At 66.5% G+C, this 25,184-nt stretch carries 24 protein-coding genes and 5 pseudogenes; 19 read left to right on the top strand and 10 right to left on the bottom strand.

Features of this window, described 5'->3' with window-relative positions:
- The first annotated feature begins 781 nt into the window (after nt 1-781).
- Nucleotides 782-1,478: pseudogene (locus JWS14_RS39330) on the top strand (MspA family porin).
- 1,042 nt (nt 1,479-2,520) lie between these two features.
- Here the strand turns inward: JWS14_RS39330 and JWS14_RS39325 are convergent.
- Nucleotides 2,521-2,730: a hypothetical protein gene (locus tag JWS14_RS39325; RefSeq protein ID WP_206015613.1), complete on the bottom strand. Its 210-nt coding sequence runs from the start codon at nt 2,728-2,730 to the stop codon at nt 2,521-2,523.
- A 7-nt stretch (nt 2,731-2,737) separates the two neighbouring features.
- Here JWS14_RS39325 and JWS14_RS39320 point away from each other — a divergent pair, with 7 nt between their 5' ends.
- The 3 genes from JWS14_RS39320 (at nt 2,738) to JWS14_RS39310 (ending at nt 4,728) form a co-directional block, all read left to right on the top strand.
- Complete coding sequence (locus JWS14_RS39320) at nt 2,738-3,196, top strand: hypothetical protein (RefSeq protein ID WP_206015612.1); 459 nt, start codon at nt 2,738-2,740, stop codon at nt 3,194-3,196.
- A 188-nt stretch (nt 3,197-3,384) separates the two neighbouring features.
- Nucleotides 3,385-3,660 (top strand): DUF1259 domain-containing protein, encoded by a 276-nt coding sequence (locus JWS14_RS39315; protein WP_206016280.1) that lies wholly within the window; start codon nt 3,385-3,387, stop codon nt 3,658-3,660.
- A 24-nt stretch (nt 3,661-3,684) separates the two neighbouring features.
- Nucleotides 3,685-4,728 (top strand): YncE family protein, encoded by a 1,044-nt coding sequence (locus JWS14_RS39310; RefSeq protein ID WP_206015611.1) that lies wholly within the window; start codon nt 3,685-3,687, stop codon nt 4,726-4,728.
- A gap of 259 nt (nt 4,729-4,987) precedes the next feature.
- On the opposite strand, the pseudogene JWS14_RS39305 reads toward JWS14_RS39310, so the two are convergent.
- The 4 genes and pseudogenes from JWS14_RS39305 to JWS14_RS39290 form a co-directional block, all read right to left on the bottom strand.
- A pseudogene (locus JWS14_RS39305) lies at nt 4,988-5,804 on the bottom strand (polysaccharide deacetylase family protein).
- A gap of 763 nt (nt 5,805-6,567) precedes the next feature.
- The gene (locus JWS14_RS39300) at nt 6,568-6,837 is read right to left on the bottom strand and encodes a hypothetical protein (RefSeq protein ID WP_206015610.1); all 270 of its coding nucleotides are present in this window, start codon (nt 6,835-6,837) and stop codon (nt 6,568-6,570) included.
- Between the two features lie 326 nt (nt 6,838-7,163).
- Nucleotides 7,164-7,589: pseudogene (locus JWS14_RS39295) on the bottom strand (tachylectin-related carbohydrate-binding protein); the annotation flags it as partial.
- Nucleotides 7,590-7,604: 15 nt separating this feature from the next.
- Nucleotides 7,605-7,853, bottom strand: coding sequence for a tachylectin-related carbohydrate-binding protein (locus tag JWS14_RS39290; RefSeq protein WP_206015608.1), 249 nt, complete (start codon nt 7,851-7,853; stop codon nt 7,605-7,607).
- 595 nt (nt 7,854-8,448) lie between these two features.
- On the opposite strand from JWS14_RS39290, the gene JWS14_RS39285 reads away from it, so the two are divergent.
- The 7 genes from JWS14_RS39285 to JWS14_RS39255 all read left to right on the top strand — a co-directional run bounded on the left by JWS14_RS39285 (nt 8,449) and on the right by JWS14_RS39255 (nt 12,571).
- Nucleotides 8,449-8,772 carry a hypothetical protein gene (locus JWS14_RS39285; protein WP_206015607.1) on the top strand — a complete coding sequence of 108 codons (324 nt, stop codon included), beginning with the start codon at nt 8,449-8,451 and terminating at the stop codon, nt 8,770-8,772.
- A 106-nt stretch (nt 8,773-8,878) separates the two neighbouring features.
- Nucleotides 8,879-9,091: a glyoxalase gene (locus JWS14_RS39280; protein WP_206015606.1), complete on the top strand. Its 213-nt coding sequence runs from the start codon at nt 8,879-8,881 to the stop codon at nt 9,089-9,091.
- Between the two features lie 62 nt (nt 9,092-9,153).
- Nucleotides 9,154-9,621, top strand: coding sequence for a hypothetical protein (locus tag JWS14_RS39275; protein WP_206015605.1), 468 nt, complete (start codon nt 9,154-9,156; stop codon nt 9,619-9,621).
- A 176-nt stretch (nt 9,622-9,797) separates the two neighbouring features.
- Nucleotides 9,798-10,121 (top strand): transposase, encoded by a 324-nt coding sequence (locus tag JWS14_RS39270; protein WP_072951788.1) that lies wholly within the window; start codon nt 9,798-9,800, stop codon nt 10,119-10,121.
- Nucleotides 10,121-10,576 carry an IS3 family transposase gene (locus JWS14_RS39265; RefSeq protein ID WP_206015570.1) on the top strand — a complete coding sequence of 152 codons (456 nt, stop codon included), beginning with the start codon at nt 10,121-10,123 and terminating at the stop codon, nt 10,574-10,576. Before JWS14_RS39270 ends, JWS14_RS39265 begins: the two co-directional genes overlap by 1 nt.
- A 284-nt stretch (nt 10,577-10,860) precedes the next feature.
- The gene (locus JWS14_RS39260; RefSeq protein ID WP_206015571.1) at nt 10,861-12,084 is read left to right on the top strand and encodes an IS110 family RNA-guided transposase; all 1,224 of its coding nucleotides are present in this window, start codon (nt 10,861-10,863) and stop codon (nt 12,082-12,084) included.
- Between the two features lie 46 nt (nt 12,085-12,130).
- Entirely contained in the window at nt 12,131-12,571 is a 441-nt protein-coding gene (locus JWS14_RS39255) for a DDE-type integrase/transposase/recombinase (RefSeq protein WP_206015572.1), read from the top strand.
- Between the two features lie 44 nt (nt 12,572-12,615).
- Here the strand turns inward: JWS14_RS39255 and JWS14_RS39250 are convergent, their stop codons facing one another.
- Nucleotides 12,616-13,041, bottom strand: coding sequence for a hypothetical protein (locus tag JWS14_RS39250; protein ID WP_241031595.1), 426 nt, complete (start codon nt 13,039-13,041; stop codon nt 12,616-12,618).
- A 266-nt stretch (nt 13,042-13,307) separates the two neighbouring features.
- The gene (locus tag JWS14_RS39245) at nt 13,308-13,568 is read right to left on the bottom strand and encodes a three-helix bundle dimerization domain-containing protein (protein ID WP_206015603.1); all 261 of its coding nucleotides are present in this window, start codon (nt 13,566-13,568) and stop codon (nt 13,308-13,310) included.
- Nucleotides 13,569-14,003: 435 nt separating this feature from the next.
- Between JWS14_RS39245 and JWS14_RS39240 the strand changes: the two genes are divergently transcribed.
- Nucleotides 14,004-14,654: a pyridoxamine 5'-phosphate oxidase family protein gene (locus tag JWS14_RS39240; RefSeq protein WP_206015602.1), complete on the top strand. Its 651-nt coding sequence runs from the start codon at nt 14,004-14,006 to the stop codon at nt 14,652-14,654.
- Between the two features lie 140 nt (nt 14,655-14,794).
- On the top strand, nt 14,795-15,661 hold the full coding sequence (locus JWS14_RS39235; RefSeq protein ID WP_206015601.1) for a cyclopropane mycolic acid synthase family methyltransferase: 867 nt from the start codon (nt 14,795-14,797) through the stop codon (nt 15,659-15,661).
- 63 nt (nt 15,662-15,724) lie between these two features.
- Here JWS14_RS39235 and JWS14_RS39230 read toward each other — a convergent pair whose 3' ends face one another.
- The 3 genes from JWS14_RS39230 to JWS14_RS39220 all read right to left on the bottom strand — a co-directional run bounded on the left by JWS14_RS39230 (nt 15,725) and on the right by JWS14_RS39220 (nt 17,765).
- Nucleotides 15,725-16,090, bottom strand: a complete 366-nt coding sequence (locus JWS14_RS39230) for a PAS domain-containing protein (RefSeq protein ID WP_206015600.1) — start codon at nt 16,088-16,090, stop codon at nt 15,725-15,727.
- Between the two features lie 580 nt (nt 16,091-16,670).
- On the bottom strand, nt 16,671-17,318 hold the full coding sequence (gene phoU / locus JWS14_RS39225; protein WP_206016279.1) for a phosphate signaling complex protein PhoU: 648 nt from the start codon (nt 17,316-17,318) through the stop codon (nt 16,671-16,673).
- Nucleotides 17,319-17,396: 78 nt separating this feature from the next.
- Nucleotides 17,397-17,765, bottom strand: a complete 369-nt coding sequence (locus tag JWS14_RS39220; RefSeq protein ID WP_387494004.1) for a WhiB family transcriptional regulator — start codon at nt 17,763-17,765, stop codon at nt 17,397-17,399.
- An 843-nt stretch (nt 17,766-18,608) separates the two neighbouring features.
- On the opposite strand from JWS14_RS39220, the pseudogene JWS14_RS39215 reads away from it, so the two are divergent.
- The 6 genes and pseudogenes from JWS14_RS39215 to JWS14_RS50445 all read left to right on the top strand — a co-directional run.
- Nucleotides 18,609-20,626: pseudogene (locus tag JWS14_RS39215) on the top strand (APC family permease).
- A 526-nt stretch (nt 20,627-21,152) separates the two neighbouring features.
- Entirely contained in the window at nt 21,153-21,557 is a 405-nt protein-coding gene (locus JWS14_RS39210) for a DUF5319 family protein (protein WP_206015599.1), read from the top strand.
- Between the two features lie 81 nt (nt 21,558-21,638).
- Nucleotides 21,639-21,848, top strand: a complete 210-nt coding sequence (locus JWS14_RS39205) for a hypothetical protein (protein ID WP_206015598.1) — start codon at nt 21,639-21,641, stop codon at nt 21,846-21,848.
- A 98-nt stretch (nt 21,849-21,946) separates the two neighbouring features.
- The gene (locus JWS14_RS39200) at nt 21,947-22,708 is read left to right on the top strand and encodes a cysteine--tRNA ligase (RefSeq protein ID WP_206015597.1); all 762 of its coding nucleotides are present in this window, start codon (nt 21,947-21,949) and stop codon (nt 22,706-22,708) included.
- Between the two features lie 686 nt (nt 22,709-23,394).
- Nucleotides 23,395-24,003: a hypothetical protein gene (locus tag JWS14_RS39195; protein ID WP_206015596.1), complete on the top strand. Its 609-nt coding sequence runs from the start codon at nt 23,395-23,397 to the stop codon at nt 24,001-24,003.
- A gap of 102 nt (nt 24,004-24,105) precedes the next feature.
- A pseudogene (locus JWS14_RS50445) lies at nt 24,106-24,432 on the top strand (hypothetical protein); the annotation flags it as partial.
- Nucleotides 24,433-25,184: the final 752 nt, after the last annotated feature.

Here is a 25,184-nt window from a genome sequence, read left to right as displayed (position 1 = left end):
CCGTCGCGTGTTACCCGATGAGGTCAATGTGTCGAGGGATCGGAACACCGCTGCTGGTCTCGGGGCCCCACCCTCCTCGACGATTCCGCTCGGAGACGCCCCGGCACGGCGAGGCGACCGTCCACCAACGGGCCATTTCGCCCGTACTTCCCGGGGTACCGATCCGGGCAAAGCGCACTGCGAGTGATCTCGAAGCCGGTGCCGCGACGCTCAACAGCAGGCCTCGGAAGGCATTCGGATGGAGGACTCCTGCCGAAGCCCTCAACGATCATCAACTCTCGATCCGACAGGGCGGCGGTGCGACGACCCCGTGACCCTGGGCTGTGAACCGACGTTCCCGTGCTGCCCCTCCCCGCCGGCCGAGCGCGGGTCGCAATGCGTACCGGCCGACGGGGTCGAGACCGCCCGAGAATGGGAGCGAGCGGCGTTGACCACACTACGGCGGAAGGCCTTCACCGTCCCTGGCTTTGGACATCGACATGTCAGCGGTGCGTAGGTAATCGTCACGTTCACGGTTCTCAGCATTCAAGAAGATCGGGTTCTGTGTGCCCGTGGATTACGGATCGCCCGAGATGGAGGATCTCCGACACGATGAACCGGAGGAGGATCGAGTAGTTCGGCGACATCACGCCAGCTCAGTACCTCACGTCCAGGCGCCATCGGGCACACCACGAAATGTCGATGTGAACTTCCGGTCAATATACCGGCACCCTTTCGCCGCGGTGGCTACGCTCAGGATGATTTGTCGTATCTGTTGCGGTGCAATCTGAATGGGGTAGTCATGACGGTCATCAGCACTTCTCGATCTGGGAACAAGAGGTTTACGCGGGCCTTGGCGGTCGCGGGGATCGCCGTGCTCGCCATGGTCATGGGCAACGGCACCGCCTCGGCCGGCGTGGACAATTCCAGCTCCGTCGTCGACGCGCGAGGCAATCGGATCGAGGTTCTACAGGGTGATACCCAGTATCAGGTGGCCGCTGGACGGTGTTCCCACCAGTGTCGAGTTCTTCCACAACGGTTACGCCGGGGTCAACATCACCGGCCCGAACGCGGCAGAGTTCACGGGCACCAAGCTCACCGTCGGCTACCAAATCGGCTACCCGATCGCATTGTCCGGCGCGACCATCGTCCTCAATTCACCCGGGCTGGGGTTCGTGATCGGTTCGAGCAACGGGATCAACCTGGGGATCCTCCCCGATCCATCACTGAGCCTGAACGCGGGCACCAACGTCGGACTCGTCGGTGACATCATCCCGTCGCAGGAACTCGACATCGACCTGGCACCGGGCGGCATCACCACCGTCCCGCTGCTGGAAAACCAGTCGTTCGACGGACCGTCGGCGTCGGTGCGCATGCAGGGTGTCCATGGCTCCATTTCCGGTGCGCTCGGTGCGGTCACCATCCGGCCGTACGCCACCGCCGTGACTTCCAGCGGTGACACCGTCACCACGTACGGTGTGCCGCAGAAACTCAACTAGTCGCGAGACAGTCGCAGGCGGCCGCGGAGAGCCGCCTGCGACGGCGAGCCTGACGATGAACGTCCGCCGGAGCCCGTCGGCCACCGAGGGCAACCGTCGCCTCGATGTCTCCTCGATCAGCTCGGCCGCGCACCCCACGACGACCCCGAGCAGGAATCCTCCGCCACGGCCGTAACTGCGTCGATAGCGTCCCGGGGTGTTCCGCCAGGTCCACTCGGCGGGCAGGGAACACCCCCAGCGGCAGACCGACGAGGATGATAATGATTCTGCCGGCGATCGCACCGAATAGGCGAGATCGAGAGCATGCACGAGCCGTCTGAAATTGGTCAGCACCACTGAAATCGGGTGTGTTGCGCGGTGTATGACCGTCCGCTGCTGAGAAAATGCTGATACGTTGGACTTATCTGAGAATACGTCGCGCTGATCGTGCACACCGTTGCCCGTGAGTAGGATTCACCTCGTGCCGCAGCTCGTCGCAACCGATACGTGGCATCTCGGCCCCGCCGGACACCTCCCCGGACGTGGCAGCGGGGGTCGTTCACGTAGACCGCTTCTACACCCCTGAACGACGACGCGATTCACCCTACGCTCCGCGCAGGCCGCCGGAACTGCTCCTACGGGCCCGGGTCTGACCGCACCTCGAATGACGCCGCGTCGCCCGCACCGTCTCGGTGCCAACCGGTTCCGCCACCATCACCGCCCCGTAACAGAGGGCCAGCGCGGGCCGGCCTTCGTTTCCGCCACCTCGCATCCACGCGCGAGGGGTCCATGGTGGTACGCGTCAGGTGCTCGGGACCTACCCGGGAAGACGGGCCCTATGCACCATCAGCGGGTGGGAGGCTGGGAAAAAAACCCGTCGGCCTCCGGCAGACAGGTGAACACCAGGCGCAGGGAGCGGTCCGTCCCCACCGCACACCCCACGAGCCGCTTCCAGTCGGCCACGACGTTCGAAACCCGGACAAGGCGATCACACCGATCGAGCATCCGACCCGAGCCGGACGAGCCGCAGAACCCCTCCTCGCTGCGACGAGCAGCTCATCGGTCACCGCCTCCGCATGAGCGCGTACGCACCCCACAGCAGCACCACGATCGCCACTCCGGCGACGATGATCGGCCAGAACGGCATGACCCGAAAGGCGACGGAGTCCGCCGTGCGCTCGGCGGCGGTGAAAATCCAGATCACGGCGAACCGACGGATCGCCCTCGATCCACCGTGTCCACCACCCCAACGCGGGCCCTGCGACATTCGCATACCCACATTGTCGCTCTCGATTATCGCCCTCAGCGATCGGGTGCCGCATCGCCCACCGACCGGCGCCGGTCGCGCCACCCCGCACGCGACGATCCACCCGTTTTCCCAGGTCGCCCTGTCATTGCACAAATTGACCCTCGCCATTCCCTCGCGGGACTCAGCGACCACCGAATCCAGGGAACGGCTCCAGAAACATCTCGATCGGTCGGCTACCGCACACACCCACACCGAGCAGGGCGATACGATGATCTACTGCTCGGCCACCCTCCTCCTGGTCGCTCTGGCCATCGCAGCGGTCCATCTTCGCGAACACAAGACGGACCCGTCGCGTCCGCTCACGCTGCTCGTCGCCGTCCTGGCGCTCGTCGTGGCAGCCGGGAGCATCGATCAGGTCTACCGCATCGGCGAATCGGGTTCGCGCGCCGCCTGGAGCGACGCCGTCTCCCCCACCGGCTCAGCCCCGTAACGCCGACCGAGCGACTGCCGTGCATCCGAGACGCTCGCCGCATCGTCGGTCTCACTCGTCTACCCACAGTGATCGTGTGGGTCCGGCGCGTTCCGCGAGTACACGTGGGCGCAACGTGCGAGTACGGTGAGTAAACGTGGGCGTACGGTGCGTCGAGAATCGACGATCAGCAGCTGTAGGTTCCGGCGATCCGTGCCGGTCCCGCCGCCGTCCAACCCGCCGTCGGCGGTCAGGCCCCGATCAACGGCGACATCGTCATGACCGGAAACCTCATGACCGGCAACGAGATCCCAGACGTGATCGACACACTGCGCAGCGGCGGCCTCGACGTCGTCGAGGCCCACAACCACATCCTCGACGACCAGCCCCGCCCGTTCTCCCCGCACTTCTCATCCGTCGGCGACAGCCTCACCCTGGCTACCACGATGTGCGAGGCGATCTCCGACGTCACGCCCGGAACCTGACCATCCAGAGCAGACAGGAGCCGGATGGACACCCGCACCGGTGACCGGCACGGCCCGAGACCAGCCCGGCTGCTGCCCGCACTCATGATGGCATCGACCCTGATCTGCGCCTGTTCCTCCGAGCCATCGTCGCCGGACAGTCGCCCGCTGCCGCTGCATTCGGTCGCGGAAATTGCCCTCCCCGGAGACAATTCACGCTTCGACTACGCCAGTCTCGACCCCGAGCGGGGACTGCTGTTCATTGCACACCTCGGTGCCAGCGAGGTCATCGAAGTCGATATTCATAGCCGGCAGGTCGTCCGGACGATCCCGAACCTGTCCCAGGCGCACGGCGTCCTCGTCGTGCCCGAGCTGCGCCGGGTGTACGTCACCGCCACCGGCGACAACCGCCTGGTCATCCTCGACGAAGACACCGCCGCCGTGCTCGGGCAGGCCCCCACCGGTGACTACCCGGACGGGATCGCGTACGACCCGGAACGCGGTGCAGTGTGGACCACCAACGAATCCGGCGGCACCGAAACGGTCATCGACGCCGCCACCGCGCAGGTGCGCGGCACCGTGGACCTCGGCGACGACGTCGGGAACGTCGTCTACGATCCGGTCGCCGACCAGATGCTGGTCGCCGTGCAGGGCCGAGACGATCTGGCCGCCATCGACCCCGAAACACTCACCGTTACCCGCCGGATCCCGTTGCCCGGCTGCCGCCACGACCACGGGCTCGCCCTCGACCCGCAAGCGCGGCTCGCGTTCGTCGCCTGCGACGACAACGCCACCCTACTCACCGTCGACCTCACGAACTGGCAAGTCACCGGTACCGCCGGGGTCGGCACACGACCCGATGTCCTCGCCTACGACCAAGGCGCGCACCGCCTCTACGTCGCCGCCGAGAGCGGCACCGTCAGTGTGTTCGACCAGCAGGGCGGACACCTCACCGCGATCGGGTCCGGGCACCTCGCCGACGGCGCACACGTCGTCGCGGTCGACGAGAGCACCCACCACACCTACTATCCGGTGCCCACCGGAACCGGAAGCCATCCCGCCCTCCTCGAACGCGCACCCACGCCCTGACCTCGGGACCGAGGTCGGCTGTAGTCGGCAACGACGGAATACCGGACCGACGCTGCGAGTCTCCTGAGTCCGGAGAAGTGGTCGTTGATGGACGGTATTCGCATCCCGCTGGCGACGTCCCGACAATCACCTCATCAACACCAATCCACGCTACGAACCAACCACGCAGGTCCTGCTGCGTGGCACGACACAACGCCGGCGTGGGGTTGGCGCTGGCGGCCGCGCACACCGAATAGGTTCGGGCTCGCGACCGTGGGCGTTATGGCTTTTTGAACACGTCATTGAGGGTGACGGTGCGCAGGTTCCGGTTCCGGATGATCTCGACGAGTTTCGGGTAGACGTGGGTGACCGGCAGATAGTTGAGATGCCCGATGACGATTGCCTGCGGCGTGAAGTACTGGGTGGCCATCTTCACGATGTAGTCCTCGGTGATCAGCGAGGAATCCGACAACGAGCCGTACCACAGCGTCGGCACCGTGTAGCCGAGGTCGGCGGCCACGGAATCAACGGCGGCATTGTGTTTTCCGTACGGCGGCCGGAAGTACGGTGCGGCGTCGACGCCGTAGGTGTTCGTCAGGAACGTGTGGTTCTTGGTCAGTTCGTCGGCGATCCGACTCTTCGATACGGTCGTCAGGTCCGGGTGGGACCAGGTGTGGTTGCCCAGCTGGATCTGACCACTCTCGACGAGAGGCCGCAGGAGTACGGCGTTGTCGGTCCACGAGTCGTATTGGCCGTTGACGAAGTAGGTGAGTCGGACCCCGGTGTCCTTCGCGAACTGGGTGTAGAGCCGGACGACGTCGCTGTTGACGCCGTCGTCGACGGTGAGCGCGAGGAGGTCGCCGTTGCCGGGCAACGCGGTCAAGGCGCCGCCGCCGGGCGACGGGATACGGGATGCGGGATGCGGGTGGCGGTGGTGGAAGTACCGCCGGCGCAGGGGACGCCGCCGGCGTCGAAGGAATGCCCGGATCGGTGGGGTCGGGCACGGCGGTACCCGGGGTTTCTGCGCTGCTGATGCTGCACCCGGCGGCGCCGACGACGGTTGCCGCGGCGAGAGTCAAGAATTGGCGTCGATCCACGGCCGAATTGTAGGGTCGCCATCAACCTCGACGTGTGTGCAACGCCCTTCGTCACACGATCGGCACTCGAGACCCCCGCGCCACCACGCTGAGGAGTGGCAGGGCGGGGACCGACGTGCCACCGCACGGTTACAGCGAACCGCCGCGCACGGTGAATTCCACTCGTGGGCAACGGCATGCATGATAGGGGCGGAGGTGTTCTCCGCCAAATCTCAGTTCTCAGCGCTCTCTCAGCGTGGAACGCTCATACTCCGTGCAACACCAGATGTACGTAATGCACCGATTCGAGAACCTCGTCTATTCCCGCGACAACGCGCAACGCGCCGATGTTTGCTCCGCGTCCGTCTTGTTGAGCGCCAATCCAACAGCCGCCACCCGACCGTGCGAGCCCGAATTGCATGGTGGACTTACTCGCTCCCCCTGGCCGCTGTTCAGGAGTTCGAGTCGGCCGAGACCGGCGAATGCGCGTTGCACGGGGTCCTTCGCCTCTGCTGCGGCGGCTTTCTACCGACGCAAACACCCGGACGACCCGCTACCTTTTGCGTCGTGTGTGGCCGTGGGCGGTAGACGGTAGGACCACCGAGTCATGCGCAACCAGCGGTGGCTGGGTGTGGCCCCCGCCGGGCCGCATCGAAAAGGTAGGTGCGCCACCGTGAACAGATACGAGTTGCGGCCCGCACTCTTGAACCAGCTGACCGCCAGATCCGCAGCCCGCGCAGGCCGGGTCGGTCCAGCGCCCGCCCTGCCCTCCATGCGCCGTTGATCAGTCGATGGATTGCATCAGCCGCCACCCGCGGCGTGCGGTAACGAAACCGGAGATCGCGCCGAGGACCGCGCTGATGATCAAGCCGGCCGCGAGAAACGGGATAGGGTTCACCGATTCCATCCTCCCGGTGGTCTCGTCGGCGCCGAGCGGTTCGTATCTGCCGATGTAGAAGTGCGCCGGGTATGACAGCCACCAAGCGAACAGGCTCGTACACACCAGGCCCGCACCGAGTCCGAGGGCTGCTCCGATCAGCATCAGTGTTCGCACAAGATCAACTTCGCATCATCGGCTGTGCTGTTACCGAGCTTCCCGGCGCGGGCTCGTCACGGACTTTCCCGGCCTCAATTGCACGAAATTCGTGGTCGAGGCGCTGCGCGGTTCTCTGTAGTAAAAAGTGTACTCACCTGGCTTTTTCAATCGAGACGCTGCGGAAGGTTTCCTACAGCAGTCACCCCGCATGAACCATGAGTGACACGGAGCGACACCCGAGTCGCCGCTTTTCGAGCATGTCGATTGTTGGTTCACGGCGATTCCGACGATTCCCTGCACCGCCTCGTCGGCTGGGCCGAGGTGATCAGCCCCCGCCTGTGACGTCAGCTGAACACCTTCGTGTAGGAATTCCAGCCGGTACCGACGGTCTTGCCGCCCCCACCCGCAGTCCACAGGGGACTGCCGTCCCTGAAACCGTCGTGGCGATACCACTGCATGTCGCCGTTCGGCCTAATTCCATACAGCACGCCGAAATATCCGCCGAAGGATTGTGGGTAGGTCCAAACGGTAGCAACATTCTTCCCACCGCCGCCCGCGGTCCACTCCTGACCTCCGTTCTGCCACCCGTCGTGGCGATACCACTGCAGGTCGCCGTTCGGCTTGACGGCGTAGAGCATTCGCGGGAGGTCGGGCTCCTCGTAACCACCGACGTGCATGCTGGAGCCGAAAAAGACAGCGGAATACGAGTTCCAACCCGTTCCGACGCGGATACCTCCACCGCCGGCCGTCCAATCCTGGCTACCGGTCTCATACCCGTCGTGGCGCTACCACCGCATGTCGCCGTTCGGTGTGATCGCGTAGATCACACCAGGGCCGTGCAGAACGGTCGCGTACGACTGCCATCCGGTGCCGACCTTGATCCCGGCAGGGCCTCCGGCCCAGTCGTTGGTGCCTTCTCGCCACCCCTCGTGTCGAAACCAGTGCATGTCGCCGTTCGGCTTGATTCCGTACATGACGCCGTCAAAGGCGCAGAGCACCTTCGAGTAGATGTCCCAGCCGGAATTCACCGTCACGCCGCCGCCACCCGCAGTCTAGGCTCCGCTACCGTCCTGCCACCCGTCGTGGCGGTACCACTGCAGATCACCGTTCGGCTTGATCGCATAGATGACCATGAGTATGTCGGTGTCGGACATGGCTAAGTCCCTTCGAAGGCTCCGAACGTGACCCGGCGGACCACCCTTCCACTCTCGTTCCTGCACGGGTGAACTGATAACCACCACAGGGGTGGAGGAGGCGCACCCTATGGTCACACCGCGTAGCAGGCCTTCCGCCCGACCCGCGCGCTGGATGACGGTTCCGGGCCGCTGGGGTCAAGGTCGCGGTCCTGTCGCGACGACAGTCGCCGTGGGTGGATCCGCCGCGGTTGGTTTGCGGTCGGCCGGTGTGCCGCAAAGGGTGACCTGACTGCTCAATGCCCACACCCTGCTGCGGTACATCGACCCCGACCCGCCTCAATAGCTCCGACGGTGGCACGCGGCCGCTGCGTCAGTGACGGGCGTCACATTAGATCTGGGGGTGGTCGGCGTAACGTTCCCGGCCCTTCCGGACACCGTTCGAGTAGCCGCAGACGCTGGGCCCGCGGCATCCGAACTAGGACCACCGATCAGCATGAGCACCACACAGCTTCACCCGATCACCCGTTCCGCCACCAGCACTTCCTCCTGGAAGCGCCTGGCTACCGTCGCCGCCGCGACCGTCGCAGTCGGCCTCGTCCCGGTCGCCGCCGCGAACGCCACCACCACCGCACCGGCCCCCGCGCAGCCCGTCGCCGCCGCCGTCACCCACGACAACCCTCTCGACCGCGACAACGACATGCAGCAGCAACGTCAGCACGACCGCCAGCGGGACCAGCGGCAGGACCGGCGCGCCGACACCACCATCCTCGACCAGATCCTCCTCGACGGCGCGGCCAGCAGCAGCACCCAGCTGTAGCGCGGCCGCCTGACCAGGGGCCTGCGGCGATCAACCGCTTTCCCACAAGGCCTGACTGGCTCGCATCCGACGTCACCCGTTTTTCGAACCCGGCGAGAAGACCATCATGAGCACGACCGACACCCGCACGACCGAGACGGCCGGCACCACCGCCGCCACCACATTCAGTAGTACCGCCGACCTGACCAGTGCGCTGATTCGCGCGGCGATCGCGCACGGCGAACACGAGAAGCGCACCGGGGCAGAGGATCCGAACTGGCCCGACTGGTACGCCGCCTACATGGTCGCCGAACAGGCCGGAGCAGAGCTGCCCGCCTAACTGTCCTCGAAATCAACCACCGATTTGCCCCTCACCCTGCCCTGCTCTCCAAGGAGAACGCCATGTCCACGATCCACCTGCACCAGACCACCACCGCCACCCCGGAACAATTCCTCGACGCGCTCACCGACTTCGGGCCCGGCCGCGAGACGCTGTTCGGTAACAGCGCCGACGACTACCTGCAGGTGCACGAACTCGGCACCACCCAGGCCGATGTCACCGAAGGCTCCGGCGGGGCCTGGGAACGCCTGCACTACGATTGGACCGACCCCCACCGCATCGTCATGACGACCACCGATTCCAACCTGTGGGGCGGAAAGTCCGGCCACACCTACACCCTCACCCCGATGCCCGATGGGACCACCGACGTCGACGCCGTCGTGGTCCGCGACGGCAAGAACCTCAAAGGACGAGCGCTCGGGGCCCTGCTCGGCGTCTTCGGCACCCGCGTCCTGGGAAAGCCGTTCGACAACACCGTCAAGGCCATCGAAGCCCGCAACCACAGCCCCAAGACGGCGAACAACACCTGAACCCGGCAGTCGCGCCGTCGGGCACCGCAACTGAGGTGCTCGACGGCGCCACCGTGTCCGGCAGATCCGCCGAGCGAAGGCGAGCCGGTGATGTCCGTGTCGGGCGGACCTGAGGTTCCCCCCGGAAAGTGGACACCGACTTGGCGGGACACCGGTCCCGCTGGAAGGATGTCCGTATGCCCCCTCGCAAGCGTCGGTCGTTCACGACCGAGTACAAGGTCGAGGCTGCCCACCGGGTGATCGACTCCGGTCGCACCATCGCAGAGGTCGCCCGAGAACTCGGCCTCAACGAGAGTCTGTTGGGTGAATGGGTCAAACTCGAGCGGCGCAGAATCGCCGCCGCAGAGTCCCACGGAGAGAAGCCTTTGGACGCGGCCGAACACGCCGAGCTACTCCGATTGCGAAGGCAGGTAAGCGAACTCGAGAAGGACAACGCTTTCCTGGTAAAAGCTTCGGCGTACTTTGCCGCGATGCAGAAGAACCGACCCGGTTCGATCTGATGGCCAAGTACGCCGGCCCCGACAACATCGAAGAGACCGCCGGCACCGCCGCGCCGGAAGGTGAACGGTTCTCGATCCTGCGGATGGCGAGACTGCTGGAGGTGTCCACATCGGGCTACTACCAGTACGTCAAGCGCAGAGTCGCCACGGTGTTGACGCCGAGGCAACAGCGTCGCGCCGACCTCGAAGTCAAGATCGTCGAGATCCACCGGGAATCGAAGGGTACCTACGGGTCGCCGCGGGTCACGGCCGAGTTGCGGGCGCGTGGTGAGGTGGTGAACGCCAAGACCGTGGCCAAGATCATGGCCTCGCTCGGTGTGGAGGGCATCAGCCCGCGCACGTTCAAGGTCAAGACCACGGTGGTCGATCCGCAGGCGTCGTTCCCGCCGGATCTGATCGAGCGGCACTTCGATCGGGGCCGGCTCGATGCGGTCTGGTTTACCGACATCACCTAATGGGTGAGTCGGACCAAACGATCCGACACGCACAAGGCGACTGGCGGGAGGTCCCTGAGATATTACCGATCCGGGCGCAGTCTGAGCAGTGAGCCGCTGGGAGGTGATCACTGCTGTGAGGGCATCCGACTGTGTGAGAGGTCTCAAGGTAGACGGTGACCCTGCCAGTCGCTGGGGGCACGTGATCGGCTTGTGAGATGCCGCGCCAAAGAGCGCTTTCCATTAGGTCGCCGCACAACCCCCGGAGCTCACAACAGAATACGCCGCTGGACAGGAGGTCGCACATGAGCATCAACTGCGGGATCGATTGGGCCGAAGTGCATCACGATGTCGCCCTGGTCGACGAGAACGGCACCGTCATCGCCCGGAAACGCATCGACACCGGCACAGCGGGATTGACCGCACTGCTGGAGGTAATCGCCGAGAGCGGAGGCGCACCGGGCACCACCCCTATCGCGATCGAGACCGACAAGAATCTGCTCGTCGTGGCGCTGATGGAAGCAGGATTCACCGTCTACCCGATCAACCCCCGTGCGGTGGCCCGCTACCGCGAACGCCACGGACAGGCCGGCGGCAAGTCCGATCCGGGTGACGCCGCGATCCTGGCGAACATTCTGCGCACCGACCGAGCGATGCACCGTCCGATGCCGGCGATCAGCGAACACGGCCGGGCGATCAAGGCCCTCGCACGTCAGCACCAGGAGGCGATCTGGGCGCTGCATCAGACCATCAGCCGACTACGCTCTGTGTTGCTGGAGTTTTATCCTGCTGCACTGCAAGCATTTCCGAATTTGAAGCACCGCGCCGCGGTCGCGACGCTCTCCGCGGCGCCCACCCCGGCATCGGGTCGCGCCCTGACCCGCCGCAAAGTTGTGACGGTGCTGCAACGCTGTGGCCGGCGCAACGACCCGAACCTGGTCGAGCGGATCCTGCAGGAGCTGAAGACGCCCGCGCTCGGGCAGCCGCCGCAGGTCGAGGAGGCACTCGGTCACGCGGTCACCGGTCTGCTCGCCGTCATCGCCTCGATGCAGCAGTCCGTGGACAGCCTCGAGGACGCGCTGGGTCGCGAATTCGACAGCCACCCCCTCGCGCCGATCCTGCGGTCGGCTCCGGGACTTGGTCCGATTCTCGCCGCCCGGGTCCTGGCCGAGATCGGCGACGATCCTGAACGGTTCGCGACGGCAAACGGGTTGCGCGCGTTCGCCGGTACCGCGCCGATCACCCGAGCCTCGGGCCGATCGCACTACGTCAAGGCGCGCAAGGTCCGCAACAAGCGACTCGGGGACGCCTGCCACTGGTGGGCGTTCGTCACCCTCACCAAATCAGCGGGTGCACGTGCCCACTACGACAAGCGACGAGCCGCCGGCGACCATCACAACGCCGCGCTGCGCAACCTCGCCAACAAGCTCCTCGGGCGCATGTGGTGGTGCCTGCAACACAACGAACCCTGGGACGACCACGCCGCCTGGCCCGACCTCAATTCTGGGCCGAAGCCGGCGGCTGCTTGACACCTGACCCGCGTGGGATGTCTACCTCACGTGCGGTGAGGGGGACATGTTCTTGTGTGCGATCCGGGACGGTCATTCACGGAAGGTGTTGGGATACAGCATTGCTAATCACATCAGCGCCGAGATGGTCACCACCGCCATCGATCGAGCCGTGGCCACGCGCGGTGGGCGGTGTCGCGAGACGATCCTGCATTCGGACCGGGGTGGGGAATACACTGCCCACCTGACCGCGGCGTCGTGTGTGCAGCACGGGTTGCGTCGGTCGATGGGTGCGACCGGGATTTGTTGGGACAACAGTCCATCCGAATCGTTTTGGTCGATCTTCAAGCATGAAGAATACTATCGGCACGTCTATGCAACGAAGGCTGATCTCGTTGCTGGCGTTGACAACTGGATTGTCTTCTACAACACTGTTCGACGGAACTCTACGGTGGGGATGCACAGTCCCGACAGCTACGAGAAGTTGCTTCAGGTGGGAGTCGCCTGAGGCACGCAACCCCCTTGTCCACCGTTCGGGGGGAACCTCAACCGTCACGGTGTTGACGAGGGCGGTGTCTTCGCCGGCGTACGTCGCCGCGTCGACGACTTTCTCGCCGGAGCAGGCGTTTTCGCCACGGTCAGGGTTCCGGTCGGCGGCGCCGACAGTGCTGCGGGCTTCGCCCCTGCATCAGGTGTGGCCGGGGTACCGGCTCCCGGCGTGTCAGGTTTCGTACGGGGTTTGAGTTGATCGAGGACCAGCGCCGTCCCACCCACCGCGGCCACAATCGGCCACTGCACCACACCGGTCACCGCGACCGCACCCAAGGTCACCACGGCTGCCGGTGTCGAATGACTTCCGCGCCGCGCTCCCTCCGCAGCCCCGACGACCGCACCCTTCATGCTGCCGACCAGACCGCCGACCGCCGCTCCGCTGACCGCGCCGAGGGTGGCCGTCGCGGCCTCACCCGCCCCGGTCACTATCCGTGCCGTACCACCCACCACATTCATAGTCTCTCGCCCCGCCTCAACCGTTGCCCGAGATCGACGACCGGCGCCGATCCTGTCCGACCGGGAGTACCCCACCGCCCGTCCGCCTGAACAGGGGCGCCGGAACCGGTAGTGGAACCACAGCCATGGGTGGCCTGGCGACGTCTGACGCCGATCACTCCTCCGGGGATCTGACCTGCCGGGAGCGAGGTCCGGGCGACTCCAGCCGGCCGCTCGTGACCGTCGACCGGATCCGTCTAGAGCAGGTGGTGGTGCTCAGCCGGGACCGCCACGGGCACGGTGGCGGGTGTTGCCGCCCCAGCCGCGAGGGCGGCGTCGAGAGACCTGATGGCGGCCCGTTCGACCAGCAGGGGGACGAAGTCCCGGATCCGGCATCCGTCAAACCGGTGATGAGCGGTGTCGACCATCTCGCCGACCAGGTGCGGATCGAGGAACGGGTACCGGCGGACCAGCTGTGCGCGCACCGCGTCGAGATGCTGCTTCTCGGTGACGTCCATGGCAAGAATTGTCCTCCTCCGCACTCCACGTGGTGGGGCCTTTCTCACCGCCCTCCGGGTGGAACACGGGCTCCGACACCGGCGAGTGTCCGGGTCGTCGGGTTGACGTGTCGGTCGGCGGGCCGCACGATGTGTCGCTGGCGTCAGCATCGGAGTGGCCTCGCACGGCAGCGCACCCGCCCGCGGCGCCGCCGACGTCGTCGTCGACCCGGAGAGCACCGGCACCGACCGGTTCTCCGTTGACGGAGAGCGTCCCGGTACCGCCGCGCCGAGCGTGCCGCCCATCGGCGGTCGAGGACATCGCCGGGGGCGAACTTTTCACACCTTGGTGAGGCGTTTCCACCCCTGGGGTGGCTGTTCGCGCCGGGCGCCCGGCGCGATGCTGATACGGCTGTTACACAGCAACACGTTTCTCGACAGATCGGGGAGACGCAGATGTCCGGCGCCGATCACACCGTGCTCGAGGGCGCCGAGGTCGACACCCCGGCGCGAGGGACCCGTGGCGAACAGGTCATGCAGGAGGAGCTGGGAACCGAGTGCCGCGCGCAGCGGTTCTACGCCCACCAAATGTGCCGGGTTCTGCATCCGGCGATGATCGAGTTCATCGACAGGATGGAACTGCTCTTCATCGGGACTGCGGCAGCAGACGGTTCGTGTGATGTCTCGCTGCGGGCGGGACCGCCCGGCTTCATTCATCTCTTCTCCCCCGACCTGCTCGGATACCCCGAATACCGGGGCAACGGGGTGATGGCCAGCCTGGGCAATATCGTCGAGAACCCGCACAGCGGATTGTTCATGGCCGACTTCGCCGACGACCTGATCGGCCTGCACGTCAACGGAACGGCACGCATCGTCGCCGACGACGAACTGCGCCGCACCCAGCCGGACCTACCGATCGAGCGGGTGCGCGATCGCGCCGCCGAGCGGTGGGTCCTGGTGCAGGTCGACGAGGCATATATCCATTGCCGCAAGCACATACCGCAGATGGTGCCCGTCCCCCGGGACCGCGATTGGGGCACCGACGACCAACGACGCAAGGGCGGTGACTATTTCGGGGTCGCCGCCGACCGCAAGGGTCATCCATAGTCAGGGTCGACGACCCCGTCGCTGTCACTCGCCTTGCCGGTCGTGGGGCATAAGGTGAGCTTCATGCAGGCGCGGGTGCGCGGCGTTCGACGGTGAGTCGGCCGACGAGTTTCCCCGACGGGTTGAGGTCAGGAGCTGGAATGTCGCAATTCAAGCCCTTCTTCACGCAGGTGCAGTCCCACTACGACCTGTCCGACGACTTTTTTCGGCTGTTCCTCGATCCGAGCATGACCTACAGCTGCGCCTACTTCCCGCGCGAGGACATGACGCTCGAACAAGCGCAACGGGCCAAGATCGACCTCTCGCTCGGCAAATGCGACCTGCAGCCGGGCATGACGCTGCTCGACATCGGCTGCGGCTGGGGTTCGACCATGCTCCGCGCCCACCAAAAATACGATGTCAACGTCATCGGCCTCACCCTCAGCGACAACCAATACCGGCACGTCACCGAACTCCTGTCAGGTCTGCCGGGGCCGCGGACCGCCCAGGTCCGCCGGCAGGGCTGGGAGGATTTCGACGAGCCGGTGGACCGCATCGTAAGCATCGGTGCCTTCGAGCACTTCCGCCGCCACCGCTATGAAGCGTTCTTCGACAGGTGCCGGGACCTGTTGCCCGCGGATGGACGGATGTTGCTGCACTCGATCATCGCCTACCAGCGCGGCACCCTGGAGAAGATGGGCATCCCCATCACCGAGGCCTACGTGCGCTTCGCCGTCTTTATCGTTCGAGAGATCTTCCGGGGTGCTCAACTGCCCGAACCGGATTGGGTGACCGCCCCGGCGGAGCGGGCGGGGTTCGGTGTCGACCAGATTCAGCCGCTGCAGTTGCACTACGCGCGCACGTTGGACCGGTGGGCAGCCGCGCTCGCCGCCCGTCATGACGCCGCCGTGACGATCGCCTCGGAAGAGATCTACCAGCGGTACATGAAATACCTGACCGGCTGCGCCGACCAGTTCCGCAGCGGACGCGTCGACGTCATGCAGTTCACCCTGGTCAAACATGGTTGAGCTGGTTCTCACCCAATTTGTCGGATCCTGTGCGAGCCGACCTGTGGATATTCACCGATCCCGTCAGCGGACGATACTCACCAACATCGTCGGAATCCGCACCGACCGACTCAACGCGGCCCACACCACGAAACCCTCCCGATGGCGCAACTCGACAACCGTGCCGGCGAACTCATGCAGACGAGTTACCGCGTCCAGGCCACTCACCACCGACTCCGGGGCGAACAACTCCGCGATCGACCGACCCTCGAGCCCGCTGGCGGAGCAGCCCGACATGCGCTCGAGCGCCGAATTCGCCTGCACGACGAGCCCGCCGTCGTGGCGGCGAGCACCGGAACCGGCAGCCACTCCAGCAACACCCGACGCAGACAACTGCTCCAGATAGCGCAGCGGAGTTCCGTATTCGGTGCTCGCCTCTCCATGCAACACATATATGGCGTCCTCACCTGGGTGTTAGGGGTGGAACCGCACACGCCGGAAAGGGGCCGCGGGGTGAGAATTGGGCTGAGCATTGAGTCGCTCTCTCTTCTCGGTGCTCAGGGCGGGTCGGTGCATAATCGACGGCCATGCAGGCGGTCACCACATCCCACCTCATGGGTCAGACATGACCAGCCCTAGGGGTACTTGGCTTTCGGCAGAAATACCATCGCAATCATCTTTGTACGTTGCGTTGCGTGCCGCGGCGACCGAGGCGGACGGGTGGCGAACGTCCCCGAGTACTGAACACCGGGAAGTCACGGGACATGCCCCAGACAGGGGTTCGGCCGGGAAGGCTTTCGCATTCTCGGCCGGATCTCTGCTTCTCGAGTTTTTCACCGTTACCGATGACTCTCTCGATCCGCGAATCTCAATCTACGCGCGCCCCGCGGCCCACCGCAATGCCGCGGATCGACTCGTCACCGGTGCTGCCGACGAGGTTGCGGCGGGCGGGCGGGTCGGACATCTCGGGTGTCCGCCGCGGGGCGCCCCGCCCGCGGACTCCACCACCGCGCCTCCCGAGTGTGCCCGTCTATGAGCTCAGCTGTTCGCCGGTGACGAGGAAGATCACCCGGCGCCCGACCACGACGGTGTGGTCGCCGAACCGTTCATAGAAGCGCCCGAGCAGGGTGACATCGACCGCGGCGGTGATGCTGCCGGTCCAGGCCAGGTCCTGGATCAGGGTGAGCAGTCGCCGGTGCAGGTCGTCGAGCTCGTCGTCGCGCCTGCCGAGCTCCGCGGCCAGCTCGGGATCATGCGTGCGGAGGACCTGTTCGGCGCCTCGGGCCAACTCGCCCGCCACCCGCCCCATCCGGGCGAGCAATTCCTCCGCCTCCCCGGAGGCGACGTGGTCGGGGTGCCGGCGGCGCACGCTCTCGGCGACGTGTTGCGCCAGCCCGCCCATCCGGCTCAGATCCGACACCAGATGCACCCCGGTGACGACCTGGCGCAGGTCCCGGGCCACCGGGGCCTGCAACGCCAGCAGCGCCAGCGCCTGCTCCTCGCACGGACCGTGTAACTGCTCGATCTGCTCGGTGAGGTCGAACACCCGCTCCGCCTGCGGAAGGTCGGCCCGCACGAGGGAGTCGGTGGCCACCTCGATGGCCTCCCCGGCCAGATGGCACATCGACGCCAACCGGTCGGTCAGGCCGTCGAGCTGCTCGTGAAACTTCATCCGCATACGCATCATCATCGTGCACTCCGCCGGCCGCCGGGGCTTCCGCGCTCATCCCGAGTAGCTACCAGAAGGCCGCTAGTGCTAGTTACCAGGAGCCGCGTCCCCGGTTCCGCCGGACTCCGGTCGCGCGTGCCGCGGCGTGAGAGGCCGGTACTCGCCGCGGCGTAGCCGGCGGGCGTGCCGTCTGCGGTCGGTCTCGGTCATGCCGCCCCAGATTCCGTAGGGTTCGCCCGTGGCCAGGGCGTGGTCGCGGCACCGGCTGAGCACGGGGCAGTCCTCGCAGATCCGCCGGGCCCGTTCTTCGCGTCGGGCCCGGGCCTGACCGCGTTCCCCGTCCGGAGAGAAGAACACCGACGATTCGATGCCGCGGCACGCGGCGTCCTCCCGCCAGACCCCGGCACCGGGGGCGGTCCCCTCGGTGGGCGGCAGCGATGAGGGTCCTACGGACAGCACTGTGGTTCCTTCCGTTCCCACGCAGCGGAGCCGTCGAGACGGATCCGCCACCTCGGGAATGTTTCTTCTATCGGCGTCGGGTATCGGTTACGACTCGTTTCAGATAACAAAACCGAATACCCTGTTTGTGAGGTATACCGGAGAAGCCGATGTCGGCGCCACCCGGTTGCATATCCAACGTCCGTCCACACGCTGCGACGCAACCCCATCGTGCGATCGGAGGCGGGGCCGAGGTCGATTGCCGACGCGGTGCGGGCGCACAACGCGTTGTCGGTCGTTGCGCGGCAAGATTTCGTTGCGTGGCAGCACCCGGTGCACGAATCCAAATTTTGCTGGTGGAGATCCATTGTTCGAATGCTGCTTATTCGTTTCAGTGAGGTCGGGCCTTCACGAAGCCGGCGACGCAAGATGTTCTTCCAATCTGCGGGGCAGAGCAGGGTCGGAGTGGTGGACCCATTTGCGGCATTGGGCCACCGTTGAACCGGCTCGGGTAAGCACCTCCGGCTGCGGGAGTTCAGCGAGTGCATCGGTGCGAATGAGACCGTCGCCACATGGTGCAGGCGATGTCGAATGCCTGTTGGTCGGGTTCGCAATGGCGGCACTGGCTTTGACTGATCAGGTGACCGGAACGGTGCGGGTCCGGATGGAGCCAGATGACGGCGAGGTCGGCGCGTTGATGGACGGCCTCGGCCCGATTGGTCGGCTCGTGTCCGTTGTGCAGATCTCCGGCATGCCATCGTTCCGTCGTAGCAGAGCGCCTCCGCAGCCGGCTGGTTTCTTAGCGAAATCCTTACGCCCCGAGAGCCGAGTGCAGTGCCGAACCGCGTCTAGGCTTCGGCGGTGTCCAAAGCCGTCCATGCGGCGCGGCGTCTGATTCTGGGGCGTGCGCTGCGCAGTGAGCATCTCGGTGACCAGTTGCTGTCCAAGCGGCTGGCGCTGCCGATCTTCGCCTCCGACCCCTCTCGTCGGTGGCCTACGCCACCCAGGAAATTCTGCTGGTCCTCTCGTTGGGCGGGCTGGCGTACCTGTATCTGACCCCGTACCTGGGTGCGGCGGTGGTGGTGCTGCTGGCGGTGGTGGTGGTGCTCTCCTACCGGCAGGTGGTGTTCGCCTACCCGAGCGGCGGCGGATCCTACGAGGTTGCGAACCGCAACCTGGGGCCATCCGCCGGGTTGACGGTCGCCGCCGCCCTGCTCGTCGACTACGTGATGACCGTCGCGGTGTCGGTGGCCGCCGGGGTGGACAACCTCATCTCCGCCTTTCCGTCCCTCAACGCGTACCGGGTGGCGATCGCGGTCGGCTTCGTGGTCCTGTTGACCGCGATGAACCTGCGCGGGGTCCGCGAATCCGGCAAAACCTTCGCGGTCCCCACCTACGGGTTCATTGCCGGTGTCCTGGTCCTGATCGTCACCGGCCTGATCCGGGTGCTCCTCGGGGATGCGCCGGTCGCCGAGAGCGCCGCCTACTCGATCACCCCGGAACACTCCGGGATCACCGGGCTGGCCTTGGTGTTCTTCGCGCTGCGCGCGTTCTCCTCCGGCTGTACCGCGCTGACCGGCGTGGAGGCCATCTCCAACGGGGTCCCCGCCTTCCGCAAACCCAAGAGCGTCAATGCCGCCAAGACCCTGGTGGCGATGGGGGCCACCGCGATCGTGATGTTCGCCGGCATCACCGCACTGGCCATCATCAGCAAGGTTCGCATCGCGGAACACACCTGCGACCTGGTGGGGTTCACCGGCAACTGCCAGACGGATCCGCAGCGCACCGTGATCGCGCAGATCGCGGCCGCGGTGTTCGGGGGGACCACCAATGTCGGGTTCTTCTACATCCAGGCCGCCACCGTGCTGATCCTGATCCTCGCGGCGAACACCGCCTACAACGGGTTCCCGCTGCTCGCCTCGATCCTGGCCCGCGACCGCTACCTGCCGCGTCAGCTCAACACCCGCGGCGACCGGCTGGCGTTCAGCAACGGCATCGTGCTGTTGGCCCTGGCCGCCGGCCTCCTGATCGTCATCTTCGACGCCTCGGTCACCCACCTGATCCAGCTCTACATCCTCGGGGTGTTCACCTCCTTCACCCTCAGCCAGGCCGGGATGGTGCGGCACTGGAACCGTCTCCTGCGCGCCGAACCCGACCGGGCCGAACGGCACCGCATCCGGTTGCGGCGCACCGTCAACGGGATCGGCTGCGCCCTCACCGGGCTGGTGCTGATCATCGTGACCGCCACCAAGTTCACCCAGGGCGCCTACCTGGTGGTCATCGCGATGCCGATCCTGTTCGTGATGATGAAGGCCATCCGCCGGCACTACGACCGGGTCGCCGCCGCCCTGGTCCTCGACGAGGACAGCTTCGACCTACCCTCCCGGGTGCACGCCATCGTGCTGATCTCCCAGCTGCACAAACCAGCCGCCCGCGCCCTCGCCTATGCCCGCGCCACCCAGCCCTCGATCCTCGAGGCCGTCACCGTGCAGAGCGACGACACCCCCCGCCTACAGAGGGAGTGGGACAAGCAGAGTATGCCGGTGCCGCTGAAGGTGCTCGCGTCCCCGTACCGGGAGGTGACCCGGCCGATCATCAACTATGTCAAGAACATCCGCCGGGACAACCCCCGCGAGGTGATCACCATCTACATCCCCGAATACGTCGTCGGGCACTGGTGGGAACACCTGCTGCACAACCAGAGCGCCCTGCGGCTCAAGGGCCGGTTGCTGTATACCCCGGGAGTGATGGTCACCAGCGTGCCCTGGCTGCTGGACTCGGCCGAACACATCACGTATCCGACGGCCCGGCCCGCCCCCGGCGACATCCGCCGCGGAACCATCCCGGCGAAAACACCGGCCGCGAACAACCGGCCGTGACCATGCTGCGCACCGCAGGGCCAATTGACTCCGCCGTATCCACCGGCCGCGCGCGAGGCCGACAACCGCGCTCGACAACTCGGCGAGAGTTGCCTCCATCGCCCACGGCCGAACGCAGCGAATCCCTGCCGAATAGATTCGCGGGGCGTTCTCCCGGCAACAGTGCGCTGAACTAGCAGTTCAGAAGCGCGGACCCGAGCAGGTGGCGTCACCGAGGCTAAGTGCGCCTGTCAGGTGGCCCCGGTGCTCACGGCGGTCACCGTCGATAACTCGCGCCGTGTGAGGTCCCGGTGCGTTGGGTCGATGCGGAACGCGATCTGGCACACCCTCGCATCGCTGTGCTTGCGCAGTGCGTTCGCGATCTCATTCTCGCGCTGGGTGGGCAGGAGCCCGGTGCCAGGCGGCGAGTTCGATGGTGGCCAGCATCGAGTACGTCGGACACCGAGCACACGACCTGATCGGCGGGCCAGATCACCGATCCATCTCCGGTCAATCTTCGCCGCATCTCAACACGTACTGTGGTGCCGTGCACGATCGACTGCCTCCCGGCCTCCCGCTGGACCCGTTCGCCGGTGACCCCGCCGACCCGGCAGCAGCCCTCGACGCCATTGAGCCGGGCCAGCCACTCGATTCCCAGGGGCGGCTCGCGGCGGAGGAAGATCTGGCCGACCTCGCCGTATACGAGGCGCTGCTGGCACATCGGGGGATCCGCGGTCTCGTCGAATACTGCGAGGACTGCCAGCACGATCACTACCAGGATTGGGACATGCTCCGCGCCGACCTCCTCCAGCTTCTGGCCGGCGGCCCCGTCCGCCCGCACGAGCCGGCCTATGCCCCGACCCCCGAGGCGTACGCCACCTGGGACTACTGCGGCGGGTACGCGGATGCCCAGGTGAACGACGCCGCGCACGGCGCCAGCTTCGATGCCTGAGGGCCCAGCCGCCACAACGGCCGGACATGTCGCATCCGCGGCGGAAATCCCGCAGCGCACACGAGCCCGACCAGATGGCCGGTGCACCGAGCTCCGCACGACCGGCGCGGCGGAATCGGCACTTCCCTCCGCCCGATCCCGCGCCTCCCGCACTTCCGTCGCATCGAGCGTCCCATTCTCCGGGTGGGCGCCCTGGACGCGATCTCCCGCGATGCCGTCCCGCTCGCACCGGCCGGTCCGGCGCTCACCGTCGGCGAGCGCAACACGGGCCGTGGGGGTCTCACGGGCTGAGCGACGACGATTGGCCACGGGACGGTCTGGCACCGGCGCCCGTCCCGAATGCGGGCGGGGCTGTCCCGGGCGAGTCGGCCAGGGACGAGACTGAGAAGATGCTGATCCTCTCGGGAGCCAACGCCCCACCCACCGCCACACTCGGTAGGCCGGGCAGCGTCGTGCACCTGTGTGTACGCGTGCCCGTCTCGGACCGCTCCTCGACAGCCGGGGCGGTCCGCACACTCCTGGTGGCCGACCTGACCCGACGGGTGCTCGAGGATGTGCACCGCTCACAGGTCGCACTCACCCTGCTCGCCCCCGGCCCCGGTTCACCCGTGGCGCCAGGCGATTTCGACGCGTGGATGATCCGCCCACCGGCGGGCGTCTTCGAGTCAGTCGACGCCGCCGCAGCCGGAGTCGGTGCCCCGGTCGGGCTCATGGTGACCGTCGCCGAGGACGACACTGCCGAGTCGGCGCTGACTGTCGGTGCCGCGACCGGGCCCGAGCCGCTCGACGATCTGATCCACGCCGGTCATGACCCGTTAACGCTGCGTTGTGTGCTGCTCTCGACGCCGTACCGGCAGCAAGCGCCGCTGACCATGGAACGGATCGCCGACGGCGCGCGACTGTTGCATCGATGGCGGCAGCGCGTCGTCGACTGGAGCACGCACATCTCCGTCCCGATGCCCGCAGACATCCTCGAGGCCGCGTATCGTGCCTTCGACCGAAACCTCGACGTGCCGGCGGTCCTCGACCTGATGCGACACGTCGAGTCCGACGCCGCGATCGCCCCGGGCGCCAAATTCGAGATTTTTGTCCACCTCGACCGGGTGCTCGCCTTCGATCTGCCCCGCCACCTCGGCGGCCCACACTCGTGAGATTCACCGTCCCGAGCCGCCGTGCGCCGGCGGGCAACACGGTCCCGTGTCCCGCTCTGCGGAGCTGGCACCCGTAGACGGGCACACCTGCATGCGGGTGAGTTTCGTCAAGTGGTCTGGCCCCGTTGATCGGCATGAAATTCGGCCCCACTGGTGGGGTCAGGCGCGTTTTCGGTGGTGGGTCTTACTGGTGCGCAGTTGATAGGATTCGGTGCCGGTTTCGAGGATGTGCGCGTTGACGGTGATGCGATCGACGATCGAGGCATCCGAGTAACCAGGCGGTGCCGGTTTCGAGGATGTGCGCGTTGACGGTGATGCGATCGACGATCGAGGCATCCGAGTAACCAGGCGGTGCCGGTGCGCGATCACCCGAAACCTGAACACCGACCGCACGTCGGAGACGTCGATCAGAAGGCCGCACGGCGGACGAATGACCCGCCGTCCGATCACCACTCGCTCTGCACGCGCCCGTTCCCGCCGCGGAAGGTGTACGGCCCGTTCGACCTCCACCGGGTCGGGCGAGCTGCCGGTGCGTGCCCTTGTCCCACGCGGTGCGGCGGAGAAAAATTGGGTACGCAGTGGCTGCGGCCGCGGGCCGTCGACGCCCGCCGGCGGTGGACCGCGACGGGTCGGCCACCGTTGCACTCACCGAGGGGACCTATTGTCCCCGCGGGAGGAGGTTACTGATGTTCATCCAAGTCATCCAGGGAAAGGTTGCCGATCAGCCGCGGCTGCGCGAATGCATGGATCGGTGGAACGAGGAACTGCAACCGGGGGCCACCGGCTACCTCGGCTCCACCTCCGGCACCCGCGATGACGGCACGTACATCGCCCTGGTTCGGTTCGACTCCGAGGAGGCGGCCCGCCGCAACAGCGAACGTCCCGAGCAGGGCACCTGGTGGGCCGAGACCGAGCGGTGCTTCGACGGCCCGGTCACCTTCATGGACTGCCCGGACGCGATGGAGTGGCTCGGCGGCGGCTCCGACGATGCCGGGTTCGTGCAGATCATGGAGGGCCGCACCACCGACGCGCACCGGCTGTCTGAGCTGATGGCCCAGGCCGGCGACAAGCTACCCGGGGTGCGGCCGGAAATCCTCGGCGGCACGTTCGCCGCCGCCGGCGACGGCGGATACGTCGAGGCGGTGTACTTCACCACCGAGCCCGAGGCCCGCGCACACGAGAAGGTCACCGTCCCCGACGATCTGCGTTCGCTGTTCGAGGAGGAAGGCCGGCTGATGGGCGAGGTCGACTACTTCGACCTGCGCGAGCCCATGCTGGTCTCCGCGTCGCGGTAGCGACAACCACCCGCCGCGCGCCGCACCGGCCCCCGGTGGTGAGGGGCCGGTGTGTGCCACGGCCTCTTCGAGCACCCGCGTCCGGCCCGGCCACCGCGTGTGATGGCGCCGGGCCCTGCGGCTCTCCCGCAGGAGTGCCGGCGTCGAACGGGAGAGCGATGTGCCTACGCACCACACGCCGCTCTCTCCCAGGATGGGTCCGGCCGCCTCGGCCAGGACGCACCCGAGCTGCGGTCCCTGCGTGCCGGCGACGTCCTCGACAATGCCTCCCGCGCCGCGGTGCGCGCACACGCGACATTGCCGACTGCACTCGCGCACTACGTGGACGCCGGTCTCCTGGTGCTGTCGTCGCCGAACCTGCATGCCCACGTGATCGCCACCAGTCAGCGGGCGCTCATCGTCACCACGAACCCCTCCCACAGACCGACGTGTTGCCGGTCCCTGCCCCGTCGGCCAATCGCGAGTCGCACTGTGTACCGGCCGGCGGGGTCGAGACCGCCCGAGTCTGGGAGCGAGCGGCGCTGACCACACTACGGCGACAGACGTTCACCGTCCCCGGATCGCACCGACACTCGCGCCGAGCGGACAGACAGGAACTACTCCCGGCAGCGAGGTGCGGCGCGTTCCCACCAGTCGATCCCCTCGCCGTCGGCGACACGCCTCTCCAACGAACGCGCGGTGAACTCGACCTGGGCCGGAACCGGACCAGCAGACCGTCCACAGCTCCCTCGCCGCGAGGTGATAGTGGTGCAAGACCTCATCGACGGTGGACGCGTCCACCTCGCCGGCCCGGAAACGGTCCACCTCCGCCGCGAAACACTCGAACTCGGCAACCCACCCGCCCCTTCCATGCGAGTGGTCCGTCGATGCGCCACGGAGATCAACCGGCCGTCCTCTCGCCAGAAATCAGACCCCGGCACCGCAATCCGGTACTACAGGAGCCATCGTTCGCGGAGAGTCGAATCCGATCCGGACCCACGGCCTCCATCGGCATGAGAATCAGCGCCAGATGTGAACCCTCCGACCGAAGGGGTCCGGCGGCCGGAGGGTCTGGCCGTCGCGGGGTTTGACGTTCCGAGGTCACGCGGCAGCACGCCCATCGGATACCCGCAACTGACTGGTTTACTCCTCAGTCGAGAACGCACCGGTCCAGCTGACCGAGGGCGCCTGCCCCCGCCCGC

The sequence above is a fragment of the Rhodococcus koreensis genome (genome assembly GCF_017068375.1).
Lineage (GTDB): Bacteria > Actinomycetota > Actinomycetes > Mycobacteriales > Mycobacteriaceae > Rhodococcus_F > Rhodococcus_F koreensis.
The sequence above is the reverse complement of the archived record's forward strand: the minus strand, read 5'-3'. Positions and strand labels throughout refer to the sequence as shown.